This window comes from Chryseobacterium polytrichastri, from assembly GCF_900142445.1.
GTDB lineage: Bacteria > Bacteroidota > Bacteroidia > Flavobacteriales > Weeksellaceae > Chryseobacterium > Chryseobacterium polytrichastri.
The window spans coordinates 26438-46931 of record NZ_FRAV01000020.1; the positions used below are offsets into that span (position 1 = coordinate 26438).

Here is a 20494-nt window from a genome sequence, read left to right on the forward strand (position 1 = left end):
TTATCTTCCGAAAGAATCATATTTATCTTCTGCATATTTTACAAAACGGTTCAATAGAGCCACGTTATCTTTTTCCATAGGAGAAAGGTCTTTGTCTACATTATTAGAAACAGGAATGTACCAATCTGTCTGTTCAAAGAAGTTTCTGTAGGTCTGTTTTTTAAAAGCATATCCATGTCTTGCAAAAACTGAATTTTTAATAATCTCAAGATCCAGTTTTCTTAAGTTTTTAATATCTTTTTCTGTTAGTTTTTGTTTTGAAGCATTTAATTTAAAGATAGCATCAGAAGCCACTCTGTTTTTTTGAGTTGTATATTTTTCTGTTTTCCCAGTTTCTTGATCGGTATATTTTTCAACAAAATCTTTGGGATTTTCCCAATCTACCAAGTTGGAATCTTCATCCAGCATAAAATTCGGATTATAAACAAACTGTTTTTTGGTTAGTTTTAGTGTTTTTAGTGGAGATTTTACCGCTTTCTTATTAAATACAGACCATTTTCCCGTCAAACTGTCACCAGCTAATTTTACTTCAAATCTACCGTCTGTTTTATCATTTCCGGGTTCGTCCAGTGTAAATGATTTTGAATCTTCATTAAAAATTCCTCTGAAAGGGCGCTGATTTCCATTTACAATACTTTGACCGTAAACGCTATCTTTTGTAATTCTGTTGATCTTTAAAGCCAGTTTTTTATTAACCTCTCCTTCATATTCTTCCCCATCTTCAGAAGTAATCATTTCCTTTCCTGCAAAATCTCCCATATAAATTCCGTACAATTCTTGATGAACTTCTGGAACAACCACGGAGTCTTTCTTAGCAACCAGAGAATCTTTTGAGGATCCGGTTTCTTTTCCATCTTTTTTACAGGCAATTAAACTGATTGTAAATAAGGAGATTAATGTTAATTTTAAAATTTTCATATATGAGTTTTTTTGATTTTTAATGGTGATGTGCAATCGCAAAATTACGGATCGTAGTAAAGCGATTTTATATAATTTTTTTTGTGATTAAATATTCAATTAAAAGGATATTGGGTACCCAGCCCATCCATGCAATAATTTCATAAACATCCATCGGATTGGGATGGAAAAAATAGACAATAATAACTTTCCACATTCTTAAAGTGATTGCAGATAAGGTTAAGGCAAAACTGCGCCACATCCATTGTTTATGTTGTTTAAATTTCTTCTGTCGGGCAAATTGGTAAGCCCTAAAAGTAGTAAACCACCATAAACTTCCCAAAATAATAAATGAAATTTTAGAAAAAACATTTCCATTCGCAAAACATCCCATGTAAACTCCTGATGGAGCAGAGAAGATTAATAATAAAAAGATGTACACTTTCCCCGAATTTCTATGGAAATTTTTCAATCCAAAATTTTTCCTAAGAATTGCTAAAAAACCAGAGAGTAAAATAAAAATACTCATATAGACATGGGTGTAGAAGAACCACAGATATTCAGGTCTGTTAATAACTTCGGTTTGCTTTATCATCAAAAAGCTCACTTCCGTTTTTAATGGAATATATTCTAACGTAATCTTTAGCATTAGCCAAAAGAAATATCCAAACCCGATTGTGAAAAGGATTTTTAAGATGCTTGGGATATTTTTCTTGACTAAAAGCATTTTTCTAATTTGTATTTTTTTAAACACTAATATCACAAATTTCACCACAAGTATTCACCAATGAATTGTGCTATTTGTGAAATTATTCGTGCCATTTGTGTTTAATTAATTATTTCGAATTCAAATCCTGCGCAATCAACCAAGCTTCACTCCAGCAAGCCTGAAAATTAAAGCCTCCTGTCACTGCATCAATATTCAAGACTTCTCCGGCAACATAAAAATTAGGCAGAATTTTAGAAGACATGTTTTTAAAATTAATCTCTTTTAAATCTATTCCTCCGGCCGTTACAAACTCATCTTTAAACGTTGATTTTCCTGTTACCTGCAATTTCTTTTTGCATAAATTTTCAAGAATCATCTGCATTTCCTTTCCTGAGATTTGGGCAACTTGTTTGTTTAGATCTACTTTGGAAACTTCTAATATTTTCTGCCAGAATCTATTCGTAATATCAAATATTTTCGCCAGTCCAATAGTCTTTTTTGGATTGGATTGTTTGAAGTTTTGAAATAATTCTTCTGCATCATCAATATCTTTTGAAATAAAATTAACTTCAATCTCAAAATTATATTTAACCTTCGCTAAACTTAATGCCTCCCAAGCCGATATTTTTAAAATAGCAGGTCCCGAAAGTCCCCAATGGGTAATTAACAAAGGCCCGCTTTCTTCTGTTTTTAACTTCGGAATAGAGATTTCTGCATTTTCAAAACTTGTTCCGGGTAATTCTTTTAATAAATCATTCTTAATGTTGAATGTGAAAAGGGAAGGAACCAAATCAATGATTTTATGTCCTAAACTTTCAATGATTTTCAATGACTTTGGTGAACTTCCGGTGGTGTAAATAACAAAATCTGCTTCAAAATCGCCTAAACTTGTTGTAACGATATATCTTTCGTCTAATTTTTCGATTTCCTTTACAGAACATTTTGTCTTTACCTCAACATTTTTTTGCTGAATTTCATTCAATAAAGTATTAATAATTGTCTGCGAAGAATTGCTTTCAGGAAAAACTCTGTTGTCGTTTTCTATTTTCAAAGGGACTTTTCGTTGATCAAACCAATCCATGGTATCTCCAGGCTGAAACTTTGTAAAAACACTTAATAATTCCTTATTTCCACGAGGGTAGAATTGAACTAATTCTTTAGCATCAAAGCATGCATGAGTTACATTACATCTTCCGCCTCCGGAAATCTTAACTTTCTGAAGTACATCTGAGTTTTGCTCAAGAATCGTAATGTTATATTTTGTTTTGTCAAGATTCGATGCACAGAAAAAACCGGCTGCACCGCCTCCAATAATGATAATTTGCTTCATATTTATTTTAATCTTATGCTGAAGATTATTTTTACAAAACTACAATTTTTATAAACCATCTTATTTGAGTAATTTTGAAGATTATAATTTTTTGAACTTTAAAGTGAAAATAGTCAACCACAAAAGGAACAAAAGATTATAAACACGTTAGAACAAATAAGTTTAATATTAAACAGTTTAAAAGTTCACATAAGATAAAAATCAAAGATTTTTTTAATTAATGTGTTCTTCTGTTTGTTGTTGAAAGATAGCTTGGAAGACTTACGGGTTGCAAAAGCTTTTGTTCCTATTGTGGTTAAAAAGTTGGAGTTCATTATTAAAAAATAAAATTTAAATGATATTTTACCATAAATTCGAAGTTCGTTGGAGCGATCTTGATGCCAACAAACATTTAGCAAACTCATCGTATGTACAATTTTGTGCACAAACCAGAATGGCTTTTATGAAGCAGGAAAAGATGGGCGTTACACAAATGAGCAGATGGGGGATTGGTCCTGTGATCATGCACGAAAGATTTTCTTTTTTCAAAGAAATATTTGCAGATCAGATTGTTATTGTAAGTCTGGAAATTGATGGATGTGCAGAAGATTCTTCTATTTATCGTTTTGTACACAAGTTTTATCTTCCTGATGGATCACACTGTGCAACTGCAGAAGCTACAGGCGTTTGGATTGATACCATGCTGAGAAAAATGACAACGCCACCGGATGATGTAATGGAAGCAATGAACAAATATAAAACTCCGGATACCATAGTTTTAACGAGAGAAGATTTTAAGAAATTGCCTTTCCGTCCGGAAAATATTGATCCGACGAAACTTGTATAAATTTAATGTAAGGTTCAAAGTTAAATGTTCAGGCATTGCTTATTACCTATTACTCATTACTTATAATTAAAAAATATGTTTGAAGATAAAGAACCAGAATTAACGCCAATCTCTAAATTAGGAGAATTTGGATTGATTAAGCATTTAACGGAACATTTTCCTTTATCCAACGAGTCTTCGGAACTTGGAGTAGGAGATGATGCGGCAATTATTAATCCTGGAAATAAAAAAGTTATTCTTACCACGGATGTTTTGGCAGAAGGAGTACATTTCAATTTGGGATATGTTCCGTTAAAACATTTAGGATATAAGGCTGTAGTTGTGAATCTTAGTGATGTTGCAGCAATGAATGCTACTCCAACACAGATCTTGGTTTCTTTGGCGGTGTCAAACCGTTTCCCCGTTGAAGCTTTGGAAGAAATTTATTCTGGAATTCAAGCGGCTTGCACCAGATATAAAGTAGATTTGATTGGTGGAGATACAACAAGCTCAAACGCAGGTTTGGTCATGAGTATTACGGCTGTCGGAATTGAAGATGAAGAGAACATTGTAAAAAGAAGTACAGCACAACCCAATGATCTTCTCGTTGTAAGTGGAGATTTAGGTGGCGCTTATATGGGACTTCAGATTTTGGAAAGAGAGCACGCTGTGTTCCTTGCTGATCCGAATATGCAACCTGAAATGGAAGGATTTGATTATATTCTTGAAAGACAATTGAAACCTGAAGCAAGGACAGATGTTAAAGGTATTTTAGAAGGATTGGATATCAAACCAACTTCCATGATCGATATTTCTGATGGTTTGGCTTCTGAAATTCTTCATCTTTCAGACCAATCAAAAGTAGGCTTCAGATTGTATGAAGAGAAAATTCCGATGGATAATCTGACGATTACTACGGCGGATGAATTTAATTTAAATCCAGTAATGGCTGCTTTAAGTGGAGGTGAAGATTATGAATTATTGTTCACGATTTCACCAAATGATTTCGAGAAAATGAAAAATCACCCAGATTTCACAATCATCGGACATGCTGTTGATAAAGAAGAAGGTAATTTTATGGTGGCAAGAGGTTCTAACCAATTGGTTTCTCTTACTGCTCAAGGATGGGATGCTTTTTTAGGAAATAACTAAGAATAAGTTGTATACTTAATTTTGAAATATTGTAAGACCACTGCTTTTGTAGTGGTCTTTTGTTGATAAAAGCAAAAAAGATTTTCAGAAAAATGTACTATCAAATTAATGTCATCCTTCCGTTTTCTCTTTTGGTCATACTATTCAAACACTTAATCAAGTAATTTTTGTAAAAAACAGGTAATAGGCTCTCTTTGCATAAAGTTTAAATTATGAAGAGAAACCTTCTGACAGCTGTCTGCTGTCTGTTGCCTTTAGGATATTGGATCAATGCTCAGACAGGCATATCTGCAGAGTTGAAAACGGAGTATATTCCATTCTCTAATTATGTCCGTCCGGAAGACAGTGTAAAAACAGATTCCAAAAGTGATTTTAAAAGAGTAGATATGAACCTGAGTATTCCACTATCCGTAAAAAAGAATAGCGACGGTAAAATAAAATCATGGTCTATGCTGGTTGGAGGCTCCTATGCGAAAATGAATCACAAAAATTACGAAACCCAATTATTTCCAACTGAAATGCTGAATGCGCAGGTCGGAATACAGCATATGCGACCTTTAGGAAAAAAGTGGAGCATGATGATGACTGCATCAGTAGGAGTATATACCGATCTTGAAAAAATAGATTTTAATGATGTTCTGGGACAGGGAGGGATATTATTTATCAGGCATTTTAATCCAAATCTTTCATTGGGAGGAGGTCCGGTTTTAACAACAGCTTTTGGAGTTCCGATGATTCTGCCGTGGATCTATTTCGACTGGAAAACCAATGGGAAAATTAAATTCAATATTAATTTCCCTGAAGGGATGGATGCGGGGTATCAATTTACAGACAAGTTTACTTTAAAAGCAGTGGTAAACCTCAGTGGAATGTCTGTGGAAAGAAACAAAGACGGTAAATCTATGCTGTTCGGATATCAGCAGATTACAGCAGGACTCAGACCGGAAATAAAGCTGAATGATAAATTAACGCTCCGTATTACGGGAGGAAGTACTTTAGTAAGAAGCTTCAGTGAGAACGATCGCAAGATTAAAAATATTTTTAAGGAAAAGAGCGTGGCTGATCCCCGATTTACAAGCACATTTTATGTGGCGCTGGGCTTGTGTTGGAATTTACCATAAAAAGAGAAAAAGGAGGCTGGGAGATTATATTAATTCCAGCCTCTCAATTTTTACTATTTACTGATCAACTTCTTATATACCACTTGATTCAGGAGTTCTTCTTTTCGGGTACGGGAAATAGGAAGCTCTGTTTTATTGATGTACAATCGGCCTCCTGAAATCATTTCAATATGAGTGATATTGATTAAAAATGATTTGTGAATTCTAAAAAAATGCTCAGGTGACAAAGATTCTTCAATAGCTTTCATTGTTTGATGAATAACAAGAGATTTATCTTTAAAATGCAGTTTGGTGTAGTTTTGCATACTCTCAATATACAGAATATCAACCCACGATATTTTTATAAAAGTATCAGATTGGCGAACATATAAAAAAGGATCATCCAATTGGGTGTTCTTTTTTGACCTTTCAGATAAAATGAATTGTTGCTGTGCTTTATTTACAGCTTGGTAAAATCGATTGAAAGCAATGGGCTTCAGAAGATAATCAGCAACCTGTAATCTGTAACCCTCTAATGCATATTCTGAATAAGCTGTCGTTAAAATGCATAATGGAGGATTTTCTAATTGTTCTAAAAACTCCAGCCCTGTTAAATAAGGCATATTGATATCCAGGAATATCAGATCAATTTGATTATCCTGTACTTTAGGATTAGCTTCCAAAGCTGTGGCGCAGGTTTCTACAACTTCTAAAAAATCAATTTGGTCTGCCATATCTTTAAGATGGAATCTTGCCAAAGGTTCATCATCAATAATAAGGCATTTCATTTTTGGTAGGTTATTGTTCATCATTTTCCAGAGATAATTTTAGGGTTAAAGAAACTTTGTACACATGATTATCAGACTCTATTTTTAGGGTGTGGGAGTCTGGATATTGAAGAGCCAGTCTTTTTTGTACATTTTGAAGACCTATACCATGGGCGCCGTCTTTCTTCTTATAAGTTGCGATATCCGAATAAGAGTTTTCGATATGAAAAGTGAGTAGATTATCCTTTTCTATACAAGAAATAATGATGTAGCCTTTGTGTCCGGGTAATCGACATACATATTTAAAGGCATTTTCTATAAAAGGAACGAGAAGGAGAGGGGCTATAAATGTTTTTTTATTATTGATTTCCCACGTGGTTTTTACATCCAGTTCATTTCCCCATCTTAGTTTTTCTACCTCAACCAGGTCCTGAAGGTATTGCATGTCTTTAGTAAATATAACCTGGTTTTTATTACAGTAATATAATTGATAACGCAAAATATCAGAAAACTTTAATAAAAGGAAAGAAGCCAATTCTGTATTGGTTTTCATCAAAATATGAATGTGATTAAGAATATTAAAGACAACATGAGGATTCATCTGGTCCTGCAATAATTTGAGCTGATTTTCTAAATGGGCCTGTTGCAAAAGAATATGATCACGCTCTATTTTTCCATGTTCCTGGTAAAACTTTATTCCGCATGTCGTTCCATTAATAAGAAGAGAAGCTGGAAGCGCTAAATAAAAGCCCTTCCATAATATAGGAAGGTGATCAATAAAATTTGGAGGTAAAGGAGTTTTGTAATCGACTTCGATATAAGCAAAAATGAAAGAGAAAATGAGACTTAGTAAAAGGATAACCAAGGTGGCTTGTATTAAAAACCGTTTCATCTTTTTTAATTTTAAAGCTTTTGGAAGAAGTTTTATGGTTAGAAATTGAGTGAAAATAAAAGAAATGATTAATAAGGCTATTGTTTGAAGAAGGGCACTGTATAATCCTGAATTAGCTTGAAGATTGATCCACATAGCAATTCCGAAAACCAGCCAGAAAATAATACTAAAAATATAATTTTTTAAAATAAAGGGTTTTGCCATAGAATAAGGAAAAGTAAATTTATAAAAAATTAGAAACTGCGGTTTTGCAGTTTCTAATAAGTAAAGATAATTTAAGTTTTTAGAATAGAAAATAACCTATTCCTAAGCTAAAGCTATTGGGTTTAAATTTAAAGTCTTTACTGATGCTTGAAAGTCCTTTTTCATATCTCAAATCAACAGTAAGGTTTTTATAATCTATTCCTAAACCTCCTGTAATTCCAATGTTGGATTTGTCAAATTTTTTAAAACCTTCCTGAAGAGCCTGTGAGGTAGATAGATTATTGTTAAAAGCATAGCTGTAAACCCCGCCGGCAAATACCCGTAGATTAAAATCATTGGTTTTTACCACTTTGTATCCTATTACAATAGGGATGTCAATGGCGCTCCAGCTTAGTTTTGCAGAACCTCCGTTTTTAATTTCATAGCTTGTTTTTCTTTTGTTGAATAAGGCTTCTCCCTGTACATAAAGGCTTCCGATATCCATTCTTGTCATTACTCCGGCCTGATATCCCAAGCCATATTTTCCTTCTAAGGAGGAAGATTCTGTTGAGGTTTTTGTAAAGCTTGTTCCTCCTTTGACTCCAATGTGAAAAGCAGGGGTTTGCTGAGCTTGAATATCAACAGAACAAGTGATGCATAATAACAGTGAGCTTAAGGCTAAAAATTGTTGTTTCATAAATTAATTGATGTTAAAAATCTGATACAAAACAACGGATCTCAACATCGAATTGAAATTTTATTTGATGAATGGTAAGGAAGATAGGACAAGAAGAACTTTTAATTTGAAGTTAATATCAAAGTGATTATTCTAATAAAAAAGTCGGAAGAAAAATCTTCCGACTTATAATGATTAAAAAGGTTGTTCCGTACAACGATCGTCTCCAGGAGCGCAGTAAGGGATGCCGCCTCCGCCTCCAGAACCACCACCTCCGCCTGTGGAAACACATTGGCCGGGATTTCCGTCGTCATTCATTTCGCATGCTTTTCCGAAGGTACATTCGCAATCTGTCCAGCAATAGGCAGAATCTCCATTGCTATGACAGCCACCTCCGCCGCCGCCAAGAATGTTGGAAAGATCTTTTCTTAAGAGTTTTTTGATGTTTTTCATAATTAAAGTTTGTAATTTGGTTAAAATGTAAAATATTTTACATTATTTAAAGATAAAAAATTAAATTCAACCATTTGTTATTTGTTTAATTGAGGAATATGAAAGAATATAGTTTTCAATATTTTTTTTGAGTATATTTTGGAATTGAGGAAAGAGGGAAGAAGAAATTTTTTACAATTTGGATCTTGCAAAGAATGTTGAGTAAAATCCTGAGGATAAGTTTATAAAAGAAAATCTCTAAGTTTTATTTATGGTAATAAAAAAAGGTTTTATCGAAATTACAGAAGACGAATGTAGATTGATTGTTGACAATAGATTTTTACTTGTTCATTTTCCTGTTAAAAAAGCTATTAAAATTCCAACATATTATAATAAATTAAAGGAAAAGACGATCCAAGGGCTTATATCAGAAATTCAGAGTATTGTTGAATTTTCAAATGAAGTTTTATCCTTACTTTCTGAGAGAGAGTTCTTTGAGAAGATTCTAGTAGTTAGTTATTCTTTATTGAAAAAATATGATACTATTATGATTTCAGATGTAGGTTTATCTGATGAATCAATAAATAATTTTAAAAATATAATGAAAAATGTGGTTGACACGTTTGAAAATAAATCATTGTATTTTGTTCGCAAAAAATATGAATTTGTAGATATTGATTTTATTCTAAAAAGAGCAAGATTGGGTAAGTATGAAAAATAGATTTCGGGTTCCCCTTTTATTAGGTTTATTTATAATTGAAGCTATACTTGTTAATAAATGTTCTGCAAAAGCAGCAGTTGAGAGAGATAAAGTTTTAAATAATAATGTTGAATTTAAAGGCTATGTAATTGATTTTAGAACCTCTGATGATCATGCATTTGGAGTTATTCGCTTACAATTAACAGAAAGTTCTGTAAGTGTATTTAATGATACAATCAAAAACGGAATTTATCCATATAGAATTAATGGAGGCATAGCTGAATTATATACAGTAATACCAGCTAATCTTGATTATGATGATACTTTCAAGGTAAAATCAAACTCTCATGAATATGATTTTGAGTCTAAAAAAGGGCATCAAAAATATACTGCTGAACTTTATATTATTGAAGACTCGAGTAATATAGATTTTGTAAAGGAAAAAACGGAATTTAAGTAGAGTGAAAATAAAAAATCCAGCTCGTTTGAGCTGGATTTCAATATATAAGCTTAAGTCTTATGCTACGCCTTCACAATATTAATAATAACCTCCATTGCTTTTTCCATACTTTCCAAAGCAACATATTCGTAAGGTCCGTGGAAGTTCATTCCACCTGCAAAAATATTTGGACAAGGAAGTCCCATATATGACAATTGAGCGCCATCTGTTCCTCCTCTGATTGCCTTGATTTTAGGTTCAATATTAGATTCCTTCATCGCTTTTGCAGCAAGGTCAATGATGTGCATTTTCCCTTCAAATTGCTGCTTCATGTTACGGTATTGTTCTTTGATTTCAACTTCAGCCGTTCCTTCACCATATTTTTGGTTGAATTCTACCACTTTTTGCTCCATGAATTTCTTTCTTGCTTCATACTTTTCTTCATCATGATCACGGATGATATATTGAAGCTTAGCCTCAGAAATATCAGCTGTAATATCCATTAAATGATAGAAACCATCAAAACCTTTCGTAGTAGCCGGAGTTTCATTAGCTGGAAGTAACTGAATAAATTCAGCTGCTAAAAGAGCAGCATTCACCATTTTCCCGAAAGCATATCCTGGGTGTACGCTCAATCCGTGGATTTTCACGACAGCTCCTGCAGCATTGAAGTTTTCATATTCTAATTCTCCAACTTCACTTCCGTCCATCGTATAAGCGAATTCAGCACCGAATTTTGCAACATCAAATTTATGTGCTCCTCTTCCAATTTCTTCATCTGGCGTAAATCCTACAGCAATTCTTCCATGCTTAATTTCTGGATTTGCGATTAGATATTCTGCAGCCGTTACGATTTCTGCGCAACCGGCTTTATCATCAGCCCCCAACAGCGTATTTCCGTCAGTTGTAATTAACGTCTGACCGATATACATTTTTAAACTTTCAAATTTTGAAGAAGATAAAGTAAATCCTGTTGTTTGATTTAATAATAAATCATTTCCATCATAGTTTTCCCAAACCTGAGGTTTTACATTTTCACCACTGAAATCAGGTGAAGTATCATAATGCGAAATAAATCCAATAGTTGGTCTGTCATCATTTTCTAGGTTAGAGGGAACGTAGCCCATAATATAACCATTGTCATCAATTGAAACATTTTCTAAACCTATTGTTCTCAGTTCTTCAACAATGTATTTTGCGATGTCCCACTGCCTTTCAGTAGAAGGTGTAGTTTCGCTTTCAGCATCACTTGTTGAGTATATTTTTACATAACTAAGAAAACGGTTCAGTAACTTATCTTTCCATATTGGGTTGAATTCTATTGTACTCATTAGATATCATAAATTTTAACAAAGTTAGCAAATTTGATGCTCTGAATACCTTATTTGCAGTTGAATATATAGTATTGAAATTTTAAATCATATTTAAAAGGTTGAAAATCAAAATAATGTTAGCTTTGTGTTAATCCTAGATAAACTTGTTTAGTTTTATTATATTTGAAAAAATCAAAAGTACCAATGTTTCTAACTGAATGTCCGAGAGATGCAATGCAGGGGTGGGGAGAGTTTATCCCAACTGATAAAAAAATAGATTATATCAACTCCTTGATGGAGGTTGGGTATGATATATTGGATTGTCTGAGCTTTGTTTCTCCAAAAGCAATTCCTCAGCTTGCTGATTCTGATGAGGTTGCCGAAAATATAGATAAATCTTTATCCAATACTAAAGTTTCTGCAATCATCGGAAATTACAGAGGTGCCGAAAAAGCATTGAAGCATAAATCCGTAGATATTCTTGGTTTTCCATTTTCTATTTCTGAGACTTTTCAGCATAGAAATACCAATAAAAGTCAGGAAGAAGCTTTCACAGAAATTGTTAGGATGCTTGAGCTGACAAAAAGTGAAAATAGAGAATTAAATGTTTATTTTTCAATGGCTTTCGGAAATCCTTATGGAGAGATGTGGAAATGGGAAGATGTAGATTTTTGGGCACAAAGGTTTTCAGAAATTGGAATTAAAAATATCTTACTTTCTGATACAACAGGAGTTGCAACACCGGAAACCATTGCTCTTTTATTCGAAAAGATACCTTCAAAATATCCTGATATTAATTTCGGAGGGCATTTTCATAACCGATATGAAGATTCTTATTCTAAATTAAAAGCAGCTTACGATAAAGGTTGCCGAAGATTTGACAGCGCTATCAAAGGAATCGGAGGTTGCCCGATGGCAAAAGATGACTTAGTGGGCAATATGCCTACAGAACAGGTCATCAACTTTATGAGTGTTGAAAAAGTAGATCACAATTTAAATTTGTTAAACTTCGAAAGTTCTTATAACAGAGCGAAGGATATTTTTCATTTTTAAATATGAAGAAATTTTATATTCTGGCTTTATTTTCTCTTTCAACATTCTTTTTTGCTCAGAAAGTTGAAACGCTTTTTGATGATGAGAAATTTGCAGAATTGGTAGCTTTAGAAAAAGAAAATTCGGGCTTTACAGATCGCGAACTTTATTACTTGGGTTACGCTTTTTTTAGAGAAGAAAATGATGATAAGGCAATAGAATTTTATGATAAAGCGATAAAAAAAGGTTTTAATAATCCTATAATATTTTTTCAGAAAGGTCTTTCAGAAATGTATCTGAAGAAATATGATGAGGCTTTAGTTAACTTTAATAAAGCTATTTCTAAAGCTCCAACTGCTGAATTTTATATTGAAAAGGCTAGAATTTATCATATTAAGGGTGACTATGCTAACGAAGAAAAAGTATATGTTGAAGGTTTAGAGAAATCAACAATAAAGGATAGTAAGTGGTATCTTGAACTTTTGAAAAATGCAGGGAATTTCTATTATGCTCAGACTAAAGAATTCTCAAAATCTGAAAAAGTTTATATAGATGGGATTGAAAAGTTTCCCAAGGAATATATACTCTATGAAAAACTTATTAAAGCCTTAAACGCACAAGATAAATTTCTTGAAGGGAATAAAATTTTTGATCAGTTGAAAGCATTTTATTCTCATAAAGTTCTTTCAGAGGACTATATGGAATTTAAGAATGTGGCTGTTGATGAGTTTTCATGGAATGGTCAATGGATTAATATTTATAAATCTTTTGAAAAGCCAAAAAAAACGCTTGAATCTCTTTATAAAGTCTACTTAATTGATAAAAATGGAGAAAAGGTTGAAAGAAAGTTCAATATAGAAAAGACTTTACAAATTGAAAAAAATGATGCAGAATTTGTCATTTGTGAAGAATCTAAAGAAGGACATACAACATATCCAGTTGGTTTTAAAGATGATACCTTTACCATCAAATCATTAAGAGATATGATTATAAAAATTCTTGAGAGTAAAAATAAATAGCAAAATAAAACATCAATAGGAGCGGGTTTTAACCCGCTTTACTATATGTACACTTCAATAGGCTTTAGCCAAAATGTATAAATTAACACCAAAATCAACAAAATGTCACCAATAATTTCACCATCCGAATTAAAAACGCTCTCAACCGAAAACCTTATCATTCTTGATGCAAGAGTAGGAAAAAACGTTTACCAAAACTATCTTGAAAAGCACCTCAAAGGAGCAAAATTCATCGATTTAGATAAAGATTTAGCCGAGATTGGAGAAGATGCTGCTTTTGGTGGAAGACATCCTCTTCCGAGCATTGAAAGATTTGCTGAAACACTTTCAAATCTTGGAATTTCAGAAGATTCTCATGTTATTATTTATGATGATAAAAATGGAGCCAATGCAGGGGCAAGAGCTTGGTGGATGTTAAGATCTTTTGGAATTGAAAATGTTCAGGTTTTAGATGGTGGTTTTCAAGCGGCTGAAAAAGAAGATTTAGAATTTTCATCAGGTGAGGAAGTTGTTGAAAAAACAGAACCGATAAAAAAGGAAGACTGGCTTCTTCCAACTTCATCATTGGAAAATGTTGAAAATGAATTGGTAAACCATTCTTCAACAATAATTGATGTGAGAGATGCTTACCGATATAACGGAGAATCTGAGCCTATTGATTTAGTGGCGGGACATATTCCAGGAGCGATTAATATCCCTTTTTCTGAAAACCTTGACGAAAATGGGAACTTCCTAAAACCAGAAATTTTAAAGGAAAAATATGTAAAACTGCTACAAGATAGACCAGAAAATTTAATCATCCATTGTGGTTCAGGAGTTACAGCGTGTCATACGATTTTAGCATTGGATTATGCTGGATTTCAGATTTCTAACTTGTATGTTGGTTCGTGGAGTGAATGGAGCAGAAGAGAGGGAAAAGAAATTGCGACAAACATCTAAATAGATATTTGCCATTTTATTTGTCATTCTGACGAAGGAAGAATCTCAACAAGATATAGATTCTGAACGAAATGTAATAGCATATATAACCAAAATAAAAGGCTGCCAAAAATGACAGCCTAATTTATTTTTAATTCAAGAATTAAAGCATTCCTAATTCAAACTTCGCTTCTTCACTCATCATATCCTTATTCCAGCTAGGTTCAAAAGTAAGCTCTAAATCTACGCTTTTTACGTTTTCAGCTTCAGCTACTTTATCTTTTACTTCTTGTGGAAGTGTTTCTGCAACAGGACAATTAGGTGTTGTAAGAGTCATGATGATCTTCACATCACCGTCTTCAGAAATCTGAACGTCATAAATTAATCCCAACTCGTAAATATCCACCGGAATTTCGGGGTCATAAACGGTTTTTAGTATTCCTATGATTTCTTCTCCTATATCAGCAATTTGATCGTCTGTAAATTTCATTTTTTAATCTAGATTGATATTCCTTTTCAACAAATCTTCCTGACGCATTCGTCGGAAAACGTTTGCCAAAGTTAAGACATCTTTTTCACAATAGTCGACTATTCTTTGCAAGTCTTTTTCTATGTAGTAGATTGATGAAACCATTGAGCCATCAATATCATCTTTCGGAGTGGGAATTCCAAAGACATGAGCAAGTAATTCTAAAGAAATGAAGCTTTTATAGTCTCCGAACTTCCACAATTCCATGGTGTCGATATGTGGAATTTCCCAAGGTTTTTTACCAAACATCTGGAAAGGTGTGGGAGGTTGCATTCCGTTAATTAAGAAACGTCTCGCTATCCAGGGGAAATCAAATTCTTTACCGTTATGTGCGCAAAGAATAACATCCCGAAGTCTTGGACTATTGAAAATTTCGCCAAACTCTATCAGCAATTTCTTTTCATCATCGTTCGCAAAACTTTTAATCTTCAGGGTCTCGTTTTTTTCGAGCATTCCGATGGTAATGCAAATAATCTTTCCAAATTCGGCCATAATTCCGGCTCTTTCAGGATAAAACTCTTCTGCGGAAATCTCATCTTTTCTCTGGAATTTTGTTTTTTTATCCCAAAGTTTTTGGTCTGTTTCAGGAAGTTCTTCCCATAAACCTGTTCCGGGAACCGTTTCAATATCAAGGAATAAAACTCTTTCTAATGGAATGTGTTGTATCATATGTCTGTTTACTGTTTATCCAACCTGCATTCCGTTTTTTGTGGGTAATGAGGGGCTTAAAAGGGTAACATCCTTTTTATCTTCTCCATAAAGTCCCAGCACAAGACATTCGCTGAAAAAGTTAGCAATTTGCTTCTTAGGAAAATTTACGATGGCTAAAATTTGTTGCCCTACCAATTCTTCTTTCTCATAAAGAGAAGTGATTTGAGCGGATGATTTTCTGATTCCCAAGTCTCCAAAATCAATTTCTAGTTGATAGGATGGGTTTCTGGCTTTTTCAAAATCATTTACTGAAATGATGGTCCCGCATCTGATATCTAATTTTTCAAAATCTTCCCAAGAGATTTCTGGTTTTACTGTCATGGTAATGAATTGATTAAGTGTTCTACTTCTGTTTTTTGTTCTGTGTATTTTTGTTGAAGCTCAGAGCCTTCGCTCATTCTTCTGTAATATTCCAATGCTTTGTTTCCGAAGAATTTCCGGTGAAAATCTGAGACATCAGGAATTTGTGGAAAGACGTTATGGAAAAGCATTTCGTAATACGCCTGAAATTCTCTTTCATTTTTATTTTCAATCACTTTACCCGGAGCTTTTTGTCTTACATGAAGCATTTCGTGAGCCAGCATATTAAGAACAAGATTCAAATCAAAATCAAATATATTCTTGGGAATCATAACCATTTGAGGTTTTCCCAATTCTCCTTCGGCGGTTAAAAGCATTGAAGTTGGTGAAAGTTCTTGTCTGAAACCAAATCCTGCAAAATTTTCATGTTCCAAATCAAAAGAACTGATTAAATATTTTGCGGCATCTAAAATCTGATCATGCTCTTTGTAGGCGTTGAGATGTAAATTGATTTGTTCGAAATTCATTCAAATATATGTTTTAACAAATGTATTAAAATATTAAAAACCTAAAAATGATTTTCAGAACATAAATTTTTTCAATTTAAAATCAGTTAGTTATGGTTTTTTTTAATCTTTTTTGAAAATTCAATGCAAGATTCTTTAAAAAACTGATTTATGTAAATGAGTACTCAAAGTAATATAATGTTTAATGAAAATAATTAAAGTAATGAAGAAATTAACAGTACTTAAGGCTTTTATGGTAGTTTTGGTTGCCTTTGCAGCATTGTCTTTAACGTCATGTAATAATGATAGTTATGAACCGGTTCCTGTGAAATTAAGCGATGTGAACGGAAACTATAGAGCGAAATTGATAACAACACAAGGAAATAGCAGAACAGAAAAGGTAATTGATTTTTCAGCAAAAGATACATTAATTACGTTTAAAGAATTTCCAATTAAAGAAATTGTAAAAGCAGTAGTAAAAGATCCTGTGAAAACAGAAACGGCATTAACTGCAATTGGAAAAATTGAATATAAACTTAATTATACTCCAAAGATCAATGTTGAAAATAATGTAGTGGAGTTGAGTTTTGTACCAAAAAAACTAACAATCCAGATTCCTGTAGATGGAGCCACGAAGCAAACGGTTGTGACTTTGTCTGCGAAGCAGAAAGGACTGTTTATTGGGCAAGACTGGTCGCTGAGATATAGTTTGTCTGCCGAAAAGATAACTGTTGATGGTGTAGAATTAGCCCCCTTTGAAGCCATTAAATATGATTTTCCGTATTCTTTAAAATACTAAGAGACGGATATCATGCAAGATAGGTTGTACTTTGTAAAAAGGCAACCTACTTTTGTATTTGAATTAGATTAATCATAAAATCAAGATGTTATTGTAAAAATACATGGAAGAAAGTAAGGAGCAGATGTTAATAAACCGCCTTCGACTGAAGGAGGAGGCTGCCTGGAAAGAGCTTTTTGTAGCCCATTCCAGAAACCTTACCTATGTATGTTCCCGGTACATTCTCGGCAAAGATGACGTGCATGATGTGTTGCAAAACAGCTTTATAAAAATGTTCGGCTCTATAGATTCTTTTGAATATCGAGGGGTAGGTTCTTTAAGAGCGTGGATGTCCAGAATTGTAGTCAATGAATCGTTAAGCTATATCAAACGAAACTCTGATTTTAAATTAATGACAGATGATTTCGAATTTCCTGATGTGTCTGATGAAGAAGAGCCAGATCTTGAGGAAATATCAGAGCTCACTATTATGAAGATGGTACGGTCGCTTCCTGATGGTTACCGAACGGTTTTTAACCTATTTGTATTTGAGCAGAAAAGTCATAAAGAAATTGCGGGACTGTTGGGTATTGCTGAAAACTCTTCTGCCTCCCAGTTTCACAGAGCTAAAGGATTGCTTGCACAAAAGATCAAAGAATATAAAATGGTAAAAAAAAGCGCAATATGAAAAATCAATGGTTAGATAATATGCGCTCCAGAATGGAAGACCACGAAAGTGATGTTCCAGATGGATTGTGGGATGATATTAAAGATGAATTATTCAATGAAGAGGGTGAGAATACCGTTGTTGGATTAGGTTCAGAAAATGAACTAGCCCGGCAAGAAAAGAAGACTTCTGGAAAAAAAATTAGAACTATTCTGTATCGTATGAGTGCTGTTGCAGCAGTAATTGCTCTATTTTTTGCAGGAAATGAGGTTATTCAATTTTACAATAAAAAAGAGCCTTCAAAAAAGATAGCAGAGATAGGAAAAGGAGTTTCAATTAAAAAGAATAATAATCCACTTGTATCAAATGAGCTAGAAAAAGAAGGTATCATAGCAATTCAACAAAATAATGAGCAGCACAATAATATCTTAAATAGAACAACCTCAACTTTAAAGAAGTATTTAACTAAAGTCACAGGAAATGAATTAAATACAATTGAAAATTCCACCTCTGAAAATCTGAATATTGCTAGAGAAGCAGACTTGTTTAAACAAGATCAACATACAGCACAGGAGACCGATATTAATTCTGATAATCAATCTCTTAATGAAATAAATACTCATACAGAAACCTTAGGAAATGAAGTTGAGTTTCAAAATAAACTGGCAACCGCAGATGTTCCGAAGAAGACAAAAAGACAACGTGATCAATCTTGGATGTTGAGTTTACTTACGGGTAAAGCGTCTCCAAGTTCTGCGGAGCAATTTCCGGGATATGCTACTTTAAGCGGAAGTCCGGTGAGAGTGAGTGATCTGTTTAGCGCAGCAGGATATGAAGAAAGTCCGTTGAGAGAGGTTTTATTAGCCAATCAAAATGAAAAAGTAGATGCGAAGATCCAACATAAAATACCTGTGACATTAGGCATCTCCATGTATTACAGTCTTGGAAAAAAATGGGGAATAGGAACGGGAATAAATTACACCAAATTATCCTCTGAGCTCCGCACCGGAAGTGAAACGAACTTTATAAAAAGTGATCAGACCGTTCATTACATTGGCGTTCCGGTTCAGGTAAATTATAATGTCGTACAGAAAGGAGTTTTCACAGGATATGTTACTGCGGGAGCGCTTATTGAAAAATCGGTTGCCGGAAATGTGAAAACAAAATATATTGTGAATGATGAAGTAAAGGACGAAATAAAAGAGAACGTAGAAACTAAACCATTTCAGTTTTCGGTAAATACTGCTGTGGGGATACAATTAAAAGTTGCCAATAAAATAGGAATCTATGCCGAGCCGGGTATTGGTTACCACTTTAAAGATAATAGTTCCTTAAACACCATATACAAAGAAAAACCATTCAATTTTAATATGAACTTCGGGATTAGATTACTGATCGATAAGTAATCATTTTTTAGTTCAACTATTTTTTTAAACACCATTTTTAGGCTTGTAAATATATGAGTCCGGTTGGTTTTGTATGCTTTAATTTTTAATTAATAAAACTCACCAATAAATAATTTACTATGAAAACAAAACTAATTTTTTTAGCGTTTTACCTGCTTCTAAGCATTGTCAATGTGCAGGCGCAATGCACTCCAACGATTACGAGCCCAAGACTTGGAGCACTGTTTGCAGACAAGGTTGTGTTCTGTAATACAGAAACAGAAGTACTTTCTACAACGCAAACTTATGGCACTTACCAATGGTATAAACAACAATGGGATTGGCAATCTCCTAACCCAAACCCTTGGGTTGCGATAGCTGGGGCTACCTCTCAGACATTGACAATTAATGGGGGGAATGATATGCTGTATTACTTTAAAGTGATGGTAACGGATGGAGATTGTCAAGCAGAAAGTCCTGCAATTCTTGCTGATGGATATGCGTACGGGCTTCCGTTTATGATGGCCAATTTTACACCGGGAACTTACGAACAAATCGCACCTGGCGAATACAATATTTGCGAAGGAGCAACCGTACAGTTGGATGACGGATTTCCACAGCTGTATGGGGTACATACTTGGTTTAAATGTCTTCCGGCAACAAATCCGCCATTGCCTACAGATCCTTGTATCATCGCTGGTGCAACGGGAGATTCTTATAATGCTACTACATCAGGAGTGTACGGATTTTATGCATGTACAGAATATTGTCCGGATCAGTGTGAAATGTTGGCTGACTTCGCATTTATTAAACTTAATTTCGGAAGCTGGGGCTTTTGCAGTAACCTGGGAACAGGAGAAATAAAGCCTAAAGAAAATACTTTAGCAGTATATCCAAATCCAACCACACAGTTTTTATATATCGGAAAAGAGTCTGATAAAACATATAATAATGTATCTATCATTGATATGTCCGGAAAGCTTATTTTACAGAAAACCAGTCATCAATATAAAGAACCCATCGATGTAAGCAGTTTTGTTCCGGGAACTTATATGATTGTTTCTAAAACCTTAGACGGAAAGGTTTACAAAAACAAGTTTATCAAGAAGTAATAGTTAGTTTTTAATAATTTATGTTTAGGTCGGTGCAAGTTTTTTACTTGTGCCGATTTATTTTTTATATGAATTAATAAATAGAGCTGAATTTTATAAACTTATCTGTTTTATTTCTAAAATAAAATATTAATTATTTTTA

The 20494-nt window shown here is 33.6% G+C and carries 24 protein-coding genes; 12 read left to right on the forward strand and 12 right to left on the reverse strand.

Translation table 11 applies throughout. The annotated features are described in order from the left end of the window. From BUB80_RS13235 to BUB80_RS13245, 3 genes are all read right to left on the reverse strand, one after another. On the reverse strand, positions 1-918 hold the full coding sequence (locus BUB80_RS13235) for a YARHG domain-containing protein (protein ID WP_073293581.1): 918 nt from the start codon (positions 916-918) through the stop codon (positions 1-3). Between the two features lie 67 nt (positions 919-985). After that, positions 986-1624 carry a DUF2306 domain-containing protein gene (locus BUB80_RS13240; protein WP_073293583.1) on the reverse strand — a complete coding sequence of 213 codons (639 nt, stop codon included), beginning with the start codon at positions 1622-1624 and terminating at the stop codon, positions 986-988. Positions 1625-1733: 109 nt separating this feature from the next. Further along, positions 1734-2936 carry a BaiN/RdsA family NAD(P)/FAD-dependent oxidoreductase gene (locus tag BUB80_RS13245; RefSeq protein WP_175549610.1) on the reverse strand — a complete coding sequence of 401 codons (1203 nt, stop codon included), beginning with the start codon at positions 2934-2936 and terminating at the stop codon, positions 1734-1736. A 334-nt stretch (positions 2937-3270) separates the two neighbouring features. On the opposite strand from BUB80_RS13245, the gene BUB80_RS13250 reads away from it, so the two are divergent. The 3 genes from BUB80_RS13250 (at position 3271) to BUB80_RS13260 (ending at position 6014) form a co-directional block, all read left to right on the forward strand. After that, complete coding sequence (locus tag BUB80_RS13250) at positions 3271-3762, forward strand: acyl-CoA thioesterase (RefSeq protein WP_073293587.1); 492 nt, start codon at positions 3271-3273, stop codon at positions 3760-3762. 75 nt (positions 3763-3837) lie between these two features. Next, entirely contained in the window at positions 3838-4893 is a 1056-nt protein-coding gene (gene thiL, locus BUB80_RS13255; RefSeq protein WP_073293589.1) for a thiamine-phosphate kinase, read from the forward strand. A 212-nt stretch (positions 4894-5105) separates the two neighbouring features. Next, positions 5106-6014, forward strand: coding sequence for a DUF6268 family outer membrane beta-barrel protein (locus BUB80_RS13260; RefSeq protein WP_073293591.1), 909 nt, complete (start codon positions 5106-5108; stop codon positions 6012-6014). Between the two features lie 53 nt (positions 6015-6067). Here BUB80_RS13260 and BUB80_RS13265 read toward each other — a convergent pair whose 3' ends face one another. The 4 genes from BUB80_RS13265 to BUB80_RS13280 form a co-directional block, all read right to left on the reverse strand. Continuing rightward, positions 6068-6802: a LytR/AlgR family response regulator transcription factor gene (locus BUB80_RS13265; protein ID WP_394334056.1), complete on the reverse strand. Its 735-nt coding sequence runs from the start codon at positions 6800-6802 to the stop codon at positions 6068-6070. After that, a complete protein-coding gene (locus tag BUB80_RS13270; protein WP_073293595.1) occupies positions 6792-7856 on the reverse strand; it encodes a sensor histidine kinase in 1065 nt (354 codons plus the stop codon). Before BUB80_RS13270 ends, BUB80_RS13265 begins: the two co-directional genes overlap by 11 nt. 79 nt (positions 7857-7935) lie before the next feature. Then, positions 7936-8532: a porin family protein gene (locus BUB80_RS13275; RefSeq protein ID WP_073293597.1), complete on the reverse strand. Its 597-nt coding sequence runs from the start codon at positions 8530-8532 to the stop codon at positions 7936-7938. Between the two features lie 174 nt (positions 8533-8706). Further along, positions 8707-8964, reverse strand: a complete 258-nt coding sequence (locus tag BUB80_RS13280; RefSeq protein ID WP_073293599.1) for a hypothetical protein — start codon at positions 8962-8964, stop codon at positions 8707-8709. A 250-nt stretch (positions 8965-9214) separates the two neighbouring features. Between BUB80_RS13280 and BUB80_RS13285 the strand changes: the two genes are divergently transcribed. Both BUB80_RS13285 and BUB80_RS13290 read left to right on the forward strand, forming a co-directional pair. Beyond that, a complete protein-coding gene (locus tag BUB80_RS13285) occupies positions 9215-9664 on the forward strand; it encodes a hypothetical protein (protein WP_073293602.1) in 450 nt (149 codons plus the stop codon). Then, on the forward strand, positions 9654-10103 hold the full coding sequence (locus BUB80_RS13290) for a hypothetical protein (protein WP_073293604.1): 450 nt from the start codon (positions 9654-9656) through the stop codon (positions 10101-10103). The genes BUB80_RS13285 and BUB80_RS13290 overlap by 11 nt, the downstream gene beginning before the upstream one ends. A gap of 62 nt (positions 10104-10165) precedes the next feature. Here BUB80_RS13290 and pepT read toward each other — a convergent pair whose 3' ends face one another. Then, on the reverse strand, positions 10166-11413 hold the full coding sequence (gene pepT / locus BUB80_RS13295) for a peptidase T (protein WP_073293606.1): 1248 nt from the start codon (positions 11411-11413) through the stop codon (positions 10166-10168). 186 nt (positions 11414-11599) lie between these two features. Here pepT and BUB80_RS13300 point away from each other — a divergent pair, with 186 nt between their 5' ends. The 3 genes from BUB80_RS13300 (at position 11600) to BUB80_RS13310 (ending at position 14385) form a co-directional block, all read left to right on the forward strand. Continuing rightward, entirely contained in the window at positions 11600-12448 is an 849-nt protein-coding gene (locus tag BUB80_RS13300) for a hydroxymethylglutaryl-CoA lyase (RefSeq protein WP_073293608.1), read from the forward strand. A gap of 98 nt (positions 12449-12546) precedes the next feature. Next, positions 12547-13446, forward strand: a complete 900-nt coding sequence (locus BUB80_RS13305; RefSeq protein ID WP_175549611.1) for a tetratricopeptide repeat protein — start codon at positions 12547-12549, stop codon at positions 13444-13446. 102 nt (positions 13447-13548) lie between these two features. Next, on the forward strand, positions 13549-14385 hold the full coding sequence (locus BUB80_RS13310) for a sulfurtransferase (protein WP_073293612.1): 837 nt from the start codon (positions 13549-13551) through the stop codon (positions 14383-14385). 142 nt (positions 14386-14527) lie between these two features. Here the strand turns inward: BUB80_RS13310 and BUB80_RS13315 are convergent, their stop codons facing one another. From BUB80_RS13315 to BUB80_RS13330, 4 genes are read right to left on the reverse strand one after another with little or no spacing between them, the layout of a single operon-like run. Continuing rightward, on the reverse strand, positions 14528-14854 hold the full coding sequence (locus tag BUB80_RS13315) for a DUF59 domain-containing protein (RefSeq protein WP_072410183.1): 327 nt from the start codon (positions 14852-14854) through the stop codon (positions 14528-14530). Between the two features lie 3 nt (positions 14855-14857). After that, on the reverse strand, positions 14858-15562 hold the full coding sequence (locus BUB80_RS13320; RefSeq protein WP_073293614.1) for a 3'-5' exonuclease: 705 nt from the start codon (positions 15560-15562) through the stop codon (positions 14858-14860). A 15-nt stretch (positions 15563-15577) separates the two neighbouring features. Then, positions 15578-15925, reverse strand: coding sequence for a tRNA-binding protein (locus BUB80_RS13325; protein WP_073293616.1), 348 nt, complete (start codon positions 15923-15925; stop codon positions 15578-15580). Beyond that, a complete protein-coding gene (locus BUB80_RS13330; RefSeq protein WP_073293618.1) occupies positions 15922-16431 on the reverse strand; it encodes a hypothetical protein in 510 nt (169 codons plus the stop codon). Before BUB80_RS13330 ends, BUB80_RS13325 begins: the two co-directional genes overlap by 4 nt. 202 nt (positions 16432-16633) lie before the next feature. Between BUB80_RS13330 and BUB80_RS13335 the strand changes: the two genes are divergently transcribed. From BUB80_RS13335 to BUB80_RS13350, 4 genes are all read left to right on the forward strand, one after another. Next, complete coding sequence (locus tag BUB80_RS13335) at positions 16634-17209, forward strand: DUF4840 domain-containing protein (protein WP_073293707.1); 576 nt, start codon at positions 16634-16636, stop codon at positions 17207-17209. Positions 17210-17312: 103 nt separating this feature from the next. Further along, positions 17313-17876, forward strand: a complete 564-nt coding sequence (locus tag BUB80_RS13340; protein WP_073293620.1) for an RNA polymerase sigma factor — start codon at positions 17313-17315, stop codon at positions 17874-17876. Next, complete coding sequence (locus BUB80_RS13345) at positions 17873-19261, forward strand: outer membrane beta-barrel protein (protein ID WP_073293622.1); 1389 nt, start codon at positions 17873-17875, stop codon at positions 19259-19261. The genes BUB80_RS13340 and BUB80_RS13345 overlap by 4 nt, the downstream gene beginning before the upstream one ends. 119 nt (positions 19262-19380) lie before the next feature. After that, positions 19381-20352, forward strand: a complete 972-nt coding sequence (locus BUB80_RS13350) for a T9SS type A sorting domain-containing protein (protein WP_073293624.1) — start codon at positions 19381-19383, stop codon at positions 20350-20352. Positions 20353-20494: the final 142 nt, after the last annotated feature.